This is a genomic window from Dactylosporangium maewongense, from assembly GCF_039531485.1.
Classification (GTDB): Bacteria; Actinomycetota; Actinomycetes; order Mycobacteriales; family Micromonosporaceae; genus Dactylosporangium; species Dactylosporangium maewongense.
On record NZ_BAAAQD010000039.1, the window covers coordinates 76,870 to 89,141 of the forward strand.

14 protein-coding genes are annotated in these 12,272 nt (G+C 69.6%); 1 reads left to right on the forward strand and 13 read right to left on the reverse strand.

The features are described 5' to 3' along the window. The first annotated feature begins 38 nt into the window (after positions 1-38). Positions 39-1,601, forward strand: coding sequence for a tannase/feruloyl esterase family alpha/beta hydrolase (locus ABD332_RS53245; protein WP_344513623.1), 1,563 nt, complete (start codon positions 39-41; stop codon positions 1,599-1,601). A 115-nt stretch (positions 1,602-1,716) separates the two neighbouring features. On the opposite strand, the gene ABD332_RS53250 is transcribed toward ABD332_RS53245, so the two are convergent. From ABD332_RS53250 to ABD332_RS53305, 13 genes are all read right to left on the reverse strand, one after another. Continuing rightward, complete coding sequence (locus tag ABD332_RS53250) at positions 1,717-2,403, reverse strand: alpha/beta fold hydrolase (RefSeq protein WP_344513625.1); 687 nt, start codon at positions 2,401-2,403, stop codon at positions 1,717-1,719. Positions 2,404-2,469: 66 nt separating this feature from the next. Then, positions 2,470-5,319, reverse strand: coding sequence for a helix-turn-helix transcriptional regulator (locus tag ABD332_RS53255; protein ID WP_344513627.1), 2,850 nt, complete (start codon positions 5,317-5,319; stop codon positions 2,470-2,472). Positions 5,320-5,601: 282 nt separating this feature from the next. Further along, positions 5,602-6,051, reverse strand: coding sequence for an ester cyclase (locus ABD332_RS53260; protein ID WP_344513629.1), 450 nt, complete (start codon positions 6,049-6,051; stop codon positions 5,602-5,604). A 352-nt stretch (positions 6,052-6,403) separates the two neighbouring features. Beyond that, positions 6,404-7,015, reverse strand: a complete 612-nt coding sequence (locus tag ABD332_RS53265) for a DNA-3-methyladenine glycosylase I (protein ID WP_344513631.1) — start codon at positions 7,013-7,015, stop codon at positions 6,404-6,406. An 18-nt stretch (positions 7,016-7,033) separates the two neighbouring features. Then, positions 7,034-7,420: an alpha-ketoglutarate-dependent dioxygenase AlkB gene (locus ABD332_RS53270; RefSeq protein ID WP_344513633.1), complete on the reverse strand. Its 387-nt coding sequence runs from the start codon at positions 7,418-7,420 to the stop codon at positions 7,034-7,036. An 84-nt stretch (positions 7,421-7,504) separates the two neighbouring features. After that, the gene (locus ABD332_RS53275) at positions 7,505-8,026 is read right to left on the reverse strand and encodes a type 1 periplasmic-binding domain-containing protein (protein ID WP_344513635.1); all 522 of its coding nucleotides are present in this window, start codon (positions 8,024-8,026) and stop codon (positions 7,505-7,507) included. Further along, positions 8,011-8,301: an Ada metal-binding domain-containing protein gene (locus ABD332_RS53280; RefSeq protein ID WP_344513637.1), complete on the reverse strand. Its 291-nt coding sequence runs from the start codon at positions 8,299-8,301 to the stop codon at positions 8,011-8,013. The genes ABD332_RS53275 and ABD332_RS53280 overlap by 16 nt, the downstream gene beginning before the upstream one ends. Further along, the gene (locus ABD332_RS53285; RefSeq protein WP_344513639.1) at positions 8,298-9,032 is read right to left on the reverse strand and encodes a 2OG-Fe(II) oxygenase; all 735 of its coding nucleotides are present in this window, start codon (positions 9,030-9,032) and stop codon (positions 8,298-8,300) included. Before ABD332_RS53285 ends, ABD332_RS53280 begins: the two co-directional genes overlap by 4 nt. Then, positions 9,029-9,643 (reverse strand): methylated-DNA--[protein]-cysteine S-methyltransferase, encoded by a 615-nt coding sequence (locus tag ABD332_RS53290; protein ID WP_344513640.1) that lies wholly within the window; start codon positions 9,641-9,643, stop codon positions 9,029-9,031. The genes ABD332_RS53285 and ABD332_RS53290 overlap by 4 nt, the downstream gene beginning before the upstream one ends. Continuing rightward, positions 9,640-10,131: an RNA polymerase sigma factor gene (locus ABD332_RS53295; RefSeq protein WP_344513641.1), complete on the reverse strand. Its 492-nt coding sequence runs from the start codon at positions 10,129-10,131 to the stop codon at positions 9,640-9,642. Before ABD332_RS53295 ends, ABD332_RS53290 begins: the two co-directional genes overlap by 4 nt. A gap of 46 nt (positions 10,132-10,177) precedes the next feature. Continuing rightward, positions 10,178-10,690, reverse strand: coding sequence for a methylated-DNA--[protein]-cysteine S-methyltransferase (locus tag ABD332_RS53300; RefSeq protein WP_344513643.1), 513 nt, complete (start codon positions 10,688-10,690; stop codon positions 10,178-10,180). A gap of 646 nt (positions 10,691-11,336) precedes the next feature. Continuing rightward, positions 11,337-11,510, reverse strand: a complete 174-nt coding sequence (locus ABD332_RS60340) for a YbdD/YjiX family protein (RefSeq protein ID WP_354893860.1) — start codon at positions 11,508-11,510, stop codon at positions 11,337-11,339. Next, positions 11,507-12,272, reverse strand: a 766-nt coding sequence (locus tag ABD332_RS53305; protein ID WP_344513645.1) for a carbon starvation CstA family protein, incomplete at its 5' end; no start/stop codon positions are given. The genes ABD332_RS60340 and ABD332_RS53305, both read right to left, overlap by 4 nt.

Sequence of the window (12,272 nt, forward strand, 5' to 3'; positions counted from 1 at the left end):
GCACGTCCGCCCGCGCGGCCGTCCCCACGGGAGCAGCGATGCGAACACCTCTGGTTGTCATCGGTGCGCTCCTGCTGCCGGTGGCGCTCACGTTGTCCGCCGTCGCCGCCGTGTTGCTCACCGGTCACGGCAATTGCCCACGCCTGTCCCGGCCGTCCCTGCCCGGCACGCGGATCCTCGCGATGTCCGCGGTCGCCCACCCGGACGGCATGGGTGCCCGGGCCTCCCGCCCCGGTCGGCCCGTTGCCAGCGGGGTTCCGGCGTTCTGCGACGTTACGATCATCCTGACGCACCCGCCGCTTCGTGACCGGGTCCGCATCCAGGTGTGGCTGCCACAATCGACGTGGAACGGCCGTTTCCAGGCCACCGGCGGCGGAGCTTTCGCCGCCGGCGAGTTCGAGCGCGCCCTCGTCCCAGCGGTCCGGCGGGGCTACGCGGCGGCCTCCACCGACGCCGGTGTGCCGAGCACTGCCAAGAGCCCGCCGGTCTGGGCGCAGCGCCATGACCGGCCGATCAACGACGGGCTGTTGGCCAACTTCGCCTACCGCTCAGTGCACGAGATGAGCCGAATCGGGAAACAGGTGATCGCCGGGTTCTACGGCCGGCCGCCCGCCTACTCATACTTCACCGGCTGCTCGACCGGCGGCCGGCAGGGCCTGACCGAGGCGCAGCGCTACCCCGGCGACTTCGACGGCATCCTCGCCGACGCGCCCGCCATCGCCTGGAACCGCCTTACCCTGGCCCAGTTCTGGCCGCAGGTCGTCATGAACGAGGCGGGTACGTACCCGACCGCATGCGAGTTCGCCGCCTTCAACCGCGCCGCGATCGCGGCGTGCGATACCGACGACGGCCGCCTCGACGGGATCATCGGGCGGCCCGACACCTGCCGGTTCGACCCCGGCCGGCTCGTCGGCACGAGCGTGCGCTGTCACGGCCGGACGATCCGGATCAGCCGGGTGGACGCCGACATCGTCGGCAGGATCTGGGACGGCCCGACGACCCGCACCGGGGAACGGCAGTGGTACGGCCTGCCGCGCGGCGCGTCGTTCAGCTGGCTGGCCGGCACAACCAAGCCCCTGTTCGGGCCAAGGCACGGCGCGCCGTTCCCCGTCGCCGCGGACTGGATCCGCTACTTCCTGCTGCGGCAACCCCACCTCGACGTCTCCACCATCGGCTACGCCGAGTTCGAGCGCCTGTTCGAGGAGTCCCAGGCACGCTACGGCGCCGTCATCGGCTCCGACGATCCCGACCTGTCCGCCTTCCGCGCCGCCGGCGGCAAAATGATCACCTGGCATGGCCTGGCCGACCCAGCCGTCTTCCCGCAGGGCACGGTCGACTACCGCCGCCGCGTCGAATCCGCCATGGGCGGCGGCGAGGCCACCGACCGGTTCTACCGCGTCTTCCTCGCCCCAGGCGTGGGGCACTGCTCCGGCGGGGCCGGACCTGTCCCCACCGACCCGCACGCCGCGCTCGTGGACTGGGTCGAACACGACCGCGCGCCCGACACACTGCCCGCTGCCACCACCGGAGCGCATCCACACCTCAGCGGCGTCCTGTGCCGCTACCCGCAGCAGGCAACCGCCGGCCGTCCCTGTCACTGACGGACCCACCGGTCGCCGAGCACCTACGAATGCTCATCCGGCCGGAGACTGAACGCTGCTGCGGGGCGTACCGCAGCGCCGGCCGCTGGGATGGCGGCCGGCACGTGCGGGTGTTTCAGCGGTTGACCGCGGCCTGCTTGATCAGGTCGGCGACCGCGGCGGGCTGCGACACGTAGATGGCGTGGCTGCCGGCGGCCTCCACGACCGTGGATCCGGCCCGTGCCGACATGGCGCGCTGGGCGGGCGGCGGGATCATGCGGTCGTCGGTCGCGACCAGGTACCAGCTCGGCTTGGCGCGCCAGGCGGGTTCGGACACGGCGCCGGCGAGGGCGTCGACACCCCAGGGGACCTGTGCGTCGGCCAGGAACGCCGCTTGGGCGGCTGGGAGGTCACCGGCGAACGAGGCGTGGAACTTGTCCCGGTCGAGGAAGAGGTACCCGTTGACCGGTGGCAGGATCGGCGGGACCGGCGCCCCGGGCGGCGGGTCGGCGATCAGCGTGTTCACCGACTCACCCTTGTCGGGAGCGAACGCGGCGATGTAGACGAGGGCGGCAACGTTGGGGTGGGTGCCGGCCTCGCTGATCACGGCGCCGCCGTAGGAGTGGCCGACGAGCACCGTCGGGCCATCCTGCTGGTCGAGGATCAGCCGGGTCGCCTCGGCGTCGCCGTGCAGCGACAGGGTGGGGTTCTGCACGACGCTGACCCGGTAGCCGTCCTGGGTGAGCAGGTCGTAGACCGGCTGCCAGCCGGATCCGTCGACGAAGCCGCCGTGCACGAGCACGACGTTGGTCACAGCACTCACGACTTGCACTCCTTGGATGAGTGGGTGTGGATGCGGTGACGGTAGGCGCTGCAGCGTGCGGTTCGATTACGTCAAATGACTGGTGTCGGCGATCGCGTCGCGCAGTGCCGCCCGGGAAGTGATGCCGAGCTTCGGGAAGATCTGGTACAGGTGGGTGCCGACCGTGCGGGGCGACAGGAACAGCTTCTCGCCGATCTGTTTGTTGCTCAGCCCGGCGGCGGCGAGTTCGGCGATCTGCCGTTGCTGCGGCGTCAGCGCGGCCGGCCCGGTTGACGGGAGGCCGCCGACGGTGTGACCGGTCGCCCGCAGTTCCGCCGATGCCCGCGCGGACCATGGCAGGGCGCCGAGCCGGTCGAAGGTTTCCAGGGCGGTCGCCAGATGCCGCCGGGCGGCGGCGTTGGCCTTGGACCGGCGCAGCCGTTCGCCGTAGGCGAGCTGGATCCGGGCTCGCTCGAACGGCCAGCGTTGGCCGCCGCTGACAGCGAGGGCGGCGTCGAACAGGGCAGGTGCCTGGTCATCGGGTGCGGCGAGCGCGGCCGCCGCCTCGATGGTCATGGCCAGCCGCGGGGAGATCGCGGCGACCCGGCAATCCCGGGCTGCCGCGACGTGCGCCCGGGCTTCGGCGATGCGTCCGGTGCGCGCTGCGGCCTCGACGACGTCCATGATCAGCCACAGGCCGTGCGGGATGTGCGCAGGCATCTGCCCGACGGTCGCGATCGTGGTGGCGTGCTGGTATGCCTGCCCGAAGTCGGCGCGGCCGAGCGCGTCGAGCAGCTTCGCCTGTTCCGCGATGCGCAGCACGAGCCCAGCTCCGCGGGGCGTGGCCCAGATCGTCATCCGGTCGGTCAGCTGTCGCACCTGTTCGTGGTCGCCGTGCGCCGCGGCCAGCATCGCCAGCAGATACAGGCCGATGCACTCCAGGAGCCGGTAGTCGTGGGCCTGGCACAGCTCGACGTGCTCCTCGGCGATGCGCCGCACAGCGTCCCACTCGCCGGTCATGAACTGGTCGAGGCCGAGCAGCGACCGGGCGTGCAGGGTCAGGGTGAGCCCTGGGCCTGGTTCTCTGCCGAGGATCGCCGACAGCGGTGTGCGGCACGACGTCAACCGGTCCAGGAACATCGCCGCCAGCGTGACGCGGATGGTCCACACGGCGTCGGTCTGCACGCTCAGCCCGACGATCGCGGCGTCGAGCCGGTCGAGCAGCGGCGCTGCGGTGCGGGCCGGGTCGTCGAAGGTGCCGGCCAGCAGGGCGAGCAACTCGGGTGTCGGCGGCGACAGGCGGGACAACGCGGCGTGGAACGGTTCCCACAGGTCGGCCTGTCCGCTGAAGTAGCAGACCCAGCCGAGGGTGTAGAGGGCCTCGACCATGGTGGGGTTGTCACCGTCGTACGGGACCGCCTGCATCTGGATGGCTCCGGCCAGCAGCCGGTGGGCGGTGCCGATGTCGCCTTCCCCGCTCAGCAACAGGTGATGCGCGGCGGCGACGGCTGTGACCAGCGACTGCTCGCCCGAGGGGTGCCCGTCGCCGGCCAGCAGCCGCGGCACGTCACGCAGGTCGCCGGTGACCAGCGCACCGAGATACGCCGCTTCGGCGAGGCGTCGGCTGCGGTCGGTGTCGGTCGGGCTCAGGTCGGCGGCGCGCAGCAGGGTGGTGACCGCGCCGGCGGCGTCACCGCGGCTGCGGACCGTGTACGCGGCGTCCTCGAGGAGCCGGGCGACAGTCTCGTCCGGCCCGGTGCTCGCCTGGGCCAGGTGCCACGCGGCCCGCTCGGGGCGGTCGGCCATGGCGGCGGCCAGCTGAGCGTGGGCCCGAATGCGCTCGTCGAACATGGACCCTTCGACCACGGCGGAGCGGGTCAGCGGGTGATGGAAAGTCAGCCGGCCGGCGCGGTCGTCGACGTGGATCAGGCCTGCCCGCTCGGCCGCCGCAAGTGCCACCAGGTCCGGTTCGCCAGCAATGAGGTTGCTGAGCAGGCCGCTGCCGTCGAGAGCGGCGAGCAGGAGGATGCGCCGGGTCTGCGGAGGCAGTCCGTCGATCCGCGCGGCGAATGCCGCCTGCAGTCGACGGTTGAGCGCGAGCACATCCGGCAAGGATCCGACGCCCGTCTGCTGCCGGTCGGTGAGTGCCAACGGCAGCTCCAGCAACGCCAGCGGATTGCCCTGCGCCTCGGCCAGCAGCCGCCCGCGCACACGGGGCACCAGGGCGGGGAAACGCTGCGCCACCAACGCCGCGGCAGCTGTCTCGTCCAACGGACGGATCTCGTACTCGGGCAGACCGGCCCGGTCGAAGAAGGTCTCGTGCCCGGACCGGTAGGCGGCCAGCAGCCCGAGGCCGCGGGTCAGGCGGCGTGCCACGACCGCCAGAACCATCGCGCTGGCGCGATCGATCCACTGCAGGTCGTCCACGATCAGCAGCACCGAGTCCTCTGTCGCCAGTTGGCGCAGCAGGTCCAGGACCGCGTTGGCGATCATCAGCAGGCTCGGCGGTTCACAGTCCTGTATGCCCAGCGCGACCTGCAACGCCTGCCGGTGGGCAGGGCCCAGCCAGCCGATCTGTTCGCCCACGGGATGCAGCAACTGGTGCAGGCAGGAGAAACTGTGCTTGGCCTCGAACGGCGTACCCGACGCCGCAAGCACCCGCATCCCAGCAGCCGCCGCGTCTGCGGCGGCCGCTCGCAACAGCGCAGTCTTCCCGACACCCGGATCGCCGGCCAGCAGCAACGCACCTGCAGACCGGGCCATCTCCGCCCGGAACCCGCGCAGCATCGCAAGCTCGGCGTCCCGGCCGACGAGCTCCAAAGCCGCACCGGTCATGAACGGTGCGCCGTGATCGTCGTGGACCGTGCTGACCGCGCGGACCGTGCTGACGCGCAACGGGCCGACCAGCGGACCAGCGAAGGCCGCGGGGCTGAGCACCGACGCTGCCGCAGCTCGGCCGACGCCAGCCCAACGCCGGGCATGCCGCACGGACGAACGATCGCACCACCACCTGCGACAGCGCGCAGTGGAGGCACGGCAGCTTCGCTCGCCACCGGATACCCGCCCACGGCATCACCATACGGCGCCTGTAGATGCGACCGGAACCGGCCGTTCACAGGACCAGCACCCGACCAGCAACCGCTACTGCACCGTCACTGCAGGGAGGGGCCGTGCGCGTCGCTCGACCCCTCCCTGCCTTCAAACGGCGTACTCGTCGACCTACTCGGTGGGGATGATGCCGAGCTGCTGGAGGACCTTCACGCCGTCGTCGAGTCCGACCTCTTCGACGATGAGTCCGTCGACGACCTTGAGGACGGTCGTGCCGGTGAAGCGGAGTGTCTTGCCGGACGCCGCCGGCACCGAGCCGATGGGCAGGTCGTCGAAGACGATCGGCCCGGTGTGGGTGCCGCCGCCTTCCCACTGTCCGACCACGTAGTCGCCCTCTGCGATCAGGTCGGCGGTGCCCCAGAAGTTGAGGTCCGGGAACGCGGTGCGGAAGTTGGTGGCGAAGGCCTGCACTTCGTCGCGACCGCGCATGGGCTTGTGCAGCGAGTATTCGAAGCGGATGTCGGGGTGCGCGAGCTCGTCGATGACCGCAGGGTTCCAGGGGTTGCCCCAGAACTCGGTGAACCAGCGTCCGCCGACGGCCTTGTTCTCTTCCAGCGACATGATGTCGTCCCTTTGCTCGTGTGGGTGATCGCCGGCCGGTTGCTGGCCGCCGACACCGGGAAGACGCGTCGGATGGGTGTTTCGTGAGACTTGCCGCCGGGGTTTCTCAATTCGGATCGCAGCCTGAGCGACAGATTGAAATACTCGGAACGGACGTCGCTCGGCATCCACAGGGCGGTGTAGCCGGTTTGCTTCGCGGCGAGCGGTGCATGGCGATGCCCGCGCCTGCCGGGTCCGGTTCGCGCTTGGGCTCGTATCGCGTGAGGTCGTGCAGGATCGGGACTCTGGTGTCCGGCCCCGGCTCGCACAGTTTGGACACCCGCGGTCGCCGGGCGCGATGCACGGATTGTGCTCATTCGGGCCAGACGCCGGAGGTGCCGCGTCGGTGCGAGCCGATCAGGTGCGTGTCGACGATGCCGATCGCCTCCATGAGCGCGAACATCGTCGTCGGGCCGACGAACGCGAATCCGCGCTTGCGGAGCTCTTTCGAGAGGGCGACGGATTCGGGCGAGGTGGTGGAAATGTCGGCGAAGGTTCGCGGCCGGGGGGTCGTTGCCGGCTTGGACGACCAGATGAGCGCGGATAGTCCGATGTCGTCGCGGAGCCTCTGCGTCGCCTGGGCGTTTCGGATCGCGGCCTCGATCTTCTGCCGGTTTCGGACGATCCCGGTGTCTGCGAGGAGGCGTTCGACATCGCCCTCGGTGTAGGCGGCGACCGCGTCGGGATCGAAATCGTCGAACGCGGCGCGGAATGCGGGTCGTTTTCGGAGGATCGTGGCCCAGGACAGGCCCGCTTGGAACCCTTCGAGCGTGACCCGCTCGTAGACGCCGCGTTCGTCGGTGACGGGCATGCCCCATTCGGTGTCGTAGTAGTCGCGCAGCATCGGGTCGACCGACGCCCACGCGGGTCGGGCCAGGCCGTCTTCGCCGATCACGACGCCGGGGTCGTCGGGTGCCTCGTTCATTGCTGTGTTGCTTCTCCGTCAGTCGGTGAGTCCGGTGGTGCGCATGGTGATGTTGATCCTGCCGGCTTCCAGGCCGCATCCGTCCGGGGCGGTGAAGGGATGCACGCGCGTGACGCCGTGGTAGGCGAGCCTGGATGCTCCGCCGAAGATGAAGAGGTCCCCGGAGCGGAGGCGGAGGTCGGTGTAGGGCTTTCCGCGGTTCTCCGTGTTGCCGAAGCGGAACGTACAGGCGTCACCGATCGACAGCGACACAACTGGGGCGAGGGCGCTCTCGTCCTTGTCCTGGTGCATGCCCAGACGTGCGGAGTCGTCGTAGTGGTTCACGAGCGCCGTGTCCGGCGTGTAGGCGTTCACCTCGTCTTCGGGGTAGCCGGCGTCGCGAAGCGCGCGCCGGCCGAGCCGCACTGAGCCAACTTGAGATCAGGATCGCACCGGGACCGGGTTCGCGGCGTTCCCCTGGGTCGAGGTCCGGAGTGAAGAGCGTCATCGTCAGGTCCTTACATGGTGTGCTGTGACGACCTCGTGCTCGATCCGCCAGGCGCGGCCTGATTCGGTGACGCCGGTGATTCCGTCGAGGTTGGCGAGGCCGACCAGATCGAGCGCCGCCCGCCCGGACAGCGCCGCCGCCAGGATGGTTCGAGCCGGCCGCCAACTCGTCGACCACAGGAGCCTGCGGGTCATCTGCGCCCATCCGACTGGGGAACCGGTCATGATCCACAGATCTGGATCAGCAGCGGTGAAACGGGTCGCCTGCCGCAACCACGACGCGGCGGTCTCCGGCCAGGTGAGGGTCGTGACGATCTCGCCGCCGAGCGCTTCCCACCGTGTCGCGACAGCGCGTGCTGTCGTGAGGTCGTCGTCTGCCCGGCCCGATCCGATGGCGAGCCGTGTTGCGCCGCGGGTCCGGGCGAGTGCCGTGATCGCCTCGACCTCCGCCTCCGTCGCCGCCGGAGCATGTGGGGGGCGGATTCCTTGCGAACTGCGCAGGAGCGGGCTCACCAGTGCGTCCACGGTTCGCCTTTCTCCTGTGCGACCATCCACGCCTGGTAGCGGTCTGTGCAGCAGGCCCCGCACGGCCGGTAGCCGGCGGCGATCGCGGTCGCCTCGTCTGCGAAGAAGACGCGGTGCGTCACGTAGCCGCCTCGCGCGATCGCTCGGAGCGCGGCGGGGCAGTCGAACCGGCCGTAGATCTTGTTGCCGCGGTGGCCGCCCCACTCGCCCTTGGCGGGAGACGAGAGGGGGCGCTCGTCCGCGCCGATGAGCGTGTAGGTCTTCGTGGTGCTCATGCCGCGTCGTGGAAGACGAGGGCGAGCGTGTGCCGCTCGCCGGAGCGGATCGCGGAGACCCCGTGCCGCACCGGTGCTGCCGACCAGCCGCGGGCGGAGCGGACGGGGCGGTCGCGAGTGGTGAAGACAAACCCGTGACCGTGCGGCAGGAGTGTGGCCGTGCCACGGGACTGCGCCCGTGGCCGCTGTTCCAGCAGGAGGAACTCGCCGCCGGTGTGATCGACTCCGGGCTCGTTGAGGTTGATCACGACCTGGAGGGGGAAGACGAGGTAACCGTAGAGGTCGCGGTGCAGCGCGTTCCAGTCCTTCTCGCCGTAGCGGAGCAGAATCGCCGTCGGCTTGGTCTGCCCGGCGTCGTGGCACATCTGCAGCCACTCGTCGAGGGTGTCCGGCCAAGGGGCGGGCCGGCCGAGCCTGGTCCACCAGTCACGGGCGATCGGCAGCAACCTCGGGTAGAGCGCCTGCTTCAGCGCCTCGATCGGCTCGGGGTAGGGTGCCGCGAAGTACCGGTACTGCCCTTCGCCGAAGCGATGCCGGCCCATGTTGATCGTGCTGCGGAACAGCTCATCGCTGTCGTACAGTTCGCGGATCTCTTTCGCCTCCGCGGGGGCGAGGAGCTGCGGGAGCAAGGCGCCGCCGTACTCGTCCATCTCGACTGCGACGGCGACCCAGTCCGCGGATTCGACGCGTTCCCGCCAGGGGTTCGCCGGGGGCTTCGGCTTGGTGGTCATGCTGCGGCCTCCAGCTCGAGCAGGGTGGTCTTGGCGTCGAGCCCGCCGATGTACCCGCCGAGAGTGCCGTCGGTACGCAGTACACGGTGACAGGGAACGACGACGGGCAGCGGATTGGTGGCGCACGCGGTGCCGACGGCGCGCACGGCCTTGGGGTTGCCGACGAGCTCGGCGACCTCCCGGTAGCTACGGGTCTGGCCGTATCCGATCTCCGGGAGGTGCTTCTGGACGAGCTGCCGGAACCCGCGCGAGAGGGACAGGTCGAGCGCCAGGCCGAAGGCCTTCCGGCGGCGGTCGAAGTACTCGTCGAGCTCGCGCGCCGCGTCGTCGAGTCGCTTCGGTGCGCGCAGGATGCGGAGGCTGACCTTCTCGGCCAGGTTCTCCAGCACACGGTCGTGGTCCTCGCGGGCGTAGGCGACGCGGATCAGGCCCTTCGCGGTCGCCGCGAGCAGCAGCTTCCCGACCGGGCTGTCGACGGTCGTGTACGCGACGTCGACGAGACCCTCGGCCTGCGCCTCGCGCTCGAGCCGGGCGTGCAGCCTTGCCAGGGTCTCGGGGTCGATGGGCGCCGACAGGGCGGTGAGGGCGTCATCGTTGCGGATGTCGCTCATTGGACTGCTCCTTTCGCGTTTGCGCCCGGAAACTGCTTCCTGAGGGTCTTGAGCCCGTCGGCGGCGGCTCTCCGTGCCGCGTCGACGGTTCCGCCGAGGATCGCCGCGATCTCCGCATGTGGCATGCCGACGAGGTATCGGAAGGTGATCGCCTGCCGTTGCTTGTCGGGGAGGCGGCCGACGAGTTCCCAGAGCTCGGTGTCGTCGGTGCCCGGGATTCCGATCGAGGCCGGCGCTTCCGGCAGTGTCTCCACCGGCAGCGGGTCCCGCTTCGCGGCCCGCTGGACATCGATCGCCTTGCGGCGGGCGATGGTCACGAGCCAGGCTTCGACGTTCGCGGTCTCCGGAAGGTCCGGGTAGGCGCGCAACGCGGCAAGGAAGGTCTCCGACCAGGCGTCGTCCGCATCTTGTACTCCAAGCAGCGCTCGGCAGACGCGCAGCACGGTGACGCTGTGCTGCGCGACCACTGATTCGAACGGCTGTTTCATGTTCATCCCATTGAAGTCGGCGAAGGCGAGTCTTTCGCGAGATTCGCTAGAACAACCGTCCGGCGCGCACCTGAGCGGGTTCCTCAAGCTCCAGAAGCGCCTGCTTCCGCTTGAGCCCGCCGGCGTAGCCAGTGAGGTTCCCATTCGCACCGACGACGCGGTGACACGGCACGAAGATGCACAGCGGGTTCGCGCCGACCGCCTGGCCGACACGGTAGGCCAGGGACTTGTCGCCGAGCCGTTCCGCGATCTGCCCGTAGGTGGCGGTCGCACCGAACGGGATTTCGGCGACGATGCTCCACACGGCGCGCTGGAACGCATCACCCGAGGCGTCGAACGGAAGGTCGAACTCACGTCGGCCGCCGGCCAGGTAGTCGATCAGCTGCTCGCCGGCCTCGGCAAGCAGCGCATCCGCTGCCGGCGCCACTTCCTGCCCGAACGTCTCCTGCGCGGGCCGGCGGATGTGATGGCGGAAGTACAGGCCGATGATCGCCTCACCGCTCGCCACGATCGTGACCGATCCGAGGGACGTCTCCATCAGTATGTGTCGCGTGCTCATCGCGGCTCCTTTCTCTCTGCGCCCTGTAGACGTCAGATCGGAGCCAAACGTGAGACGGCAGTTTCGACAGATCACCCAACCCTTAATGCAACGTATAGGACGATAAAGTAACATTAAGTCGGTTTTAGCCCTATTGTCTGATTCCGCAGTGGTTCTGGGTGGGTCACGGCGGAGGATGTAGCTGTAGGAGTCGAGCCGCGGCGCGGTACCGGAGACCACCGTCGGGCAGAAGCCGGTTGCCGTGTCGGCGAGTGCGGCCACGACGGCGTCGGCCATCGAGGTGAACGGCCGGCCAGCAGGTGGTGTGCCGACGTTTGAGTCCGTGATGGCGGGTAGCAGGGTTCCGGCAATGGAAGCGGCGTGGCACGTCGCTGACGGAACGATCCGTCGCGTTGTTCACAGCTGGCGGCCGAGGAGTGGGGGCGCTCCCGGCCGCCAGCGTCCACGGTTGGTGTGGTCCCTACCTCCGGTTCAGGGAGCCCGGGGATGTTCGGCTCCAACTGACCGGCGTCGGACTCCGGCACGTCAGCCTCGAACCCCGCACCGCGACGCAGGAGGCCCCACAGCACGGGGCTGTGTGGGTGGTGGGCACGTCCGGCCGGCCGGTCCGTGAATCCGACCGGCCGGACGCGTTGTCATGCGTCGGTCAACAGCAGCGCACAGGAGACGCGGTCCTCAGGTGCTCGAACTCACGTCGGGTCAGCGGCGATCCGTCCCGACAGTGTTGTTGCTGATGTGCGACGTAGTGGTCGTAGCTGGTCTCGCCAACCAGTTCCCGGAGGTACCACCAGAGTCGCGACAGCAGGTGACGCGCTCTCATCCGTCGCCGTCCCTGCGCCTGCCGCCGCGCTGCTGATCGGTCCCGGCCGCGAAGGCGCCAGCTCCGGCACCGACCAGTTCCTGGCGCTCATCCGCAGTGGCGAAGAGGCCGGCCGGCGCGACGATCGTCGATTCGACGAACGGTGTCTCCGTCGTCGGGAGCTCGCGACCGCTGATGATCGCCTGGAGGCATGTCCGAGCTCCGTCGACGATCACGATGATGATCAGGACTGCGAAGAGCGCCGACAGTACGAGCTGCACGGTCGAGTTGGTGACGACTTGTTGCATCTGGTCGAGGTTCTTGGCGGGTGCGAGCACCTTGCCCTGTTCGAGTGCGTCGGCGAAGCGCTGGCGCTGGGCGAAGAAGCCCATCTTCGGGTCGGTGGAGAAGATCTTCTGGTAGCTGGCGGTCATCGTCACGGCCGCGACCCAGGCCAACGGTATGGCGGTGACCCAGGCCCATTTGAGCCGGCCGCTCTTGACCAGGATGACCGTGACGACGGTCAGTGCCAGGGCGGCGAGCAGCTGGTTGGCGACGGCGAACAGGGGGAAGAGCTGGTTGATGCCGCCGAGCGGGTTGGTGACACCGGTGTACAGGAAGTAGCCCCAGGCGCCCACGACCGCCGCGCTGGTCAGCCACACGCCAGGCAGCCAGCTGACCCGGCCGATCGGCTTCCAGATGTTGCCCAGCATGTCCTGAAGCATGAACCGGCCGACCCGGGTCCCGGCGTCGACTGTGGTCAGGATGAACAGCGCCTCGAAC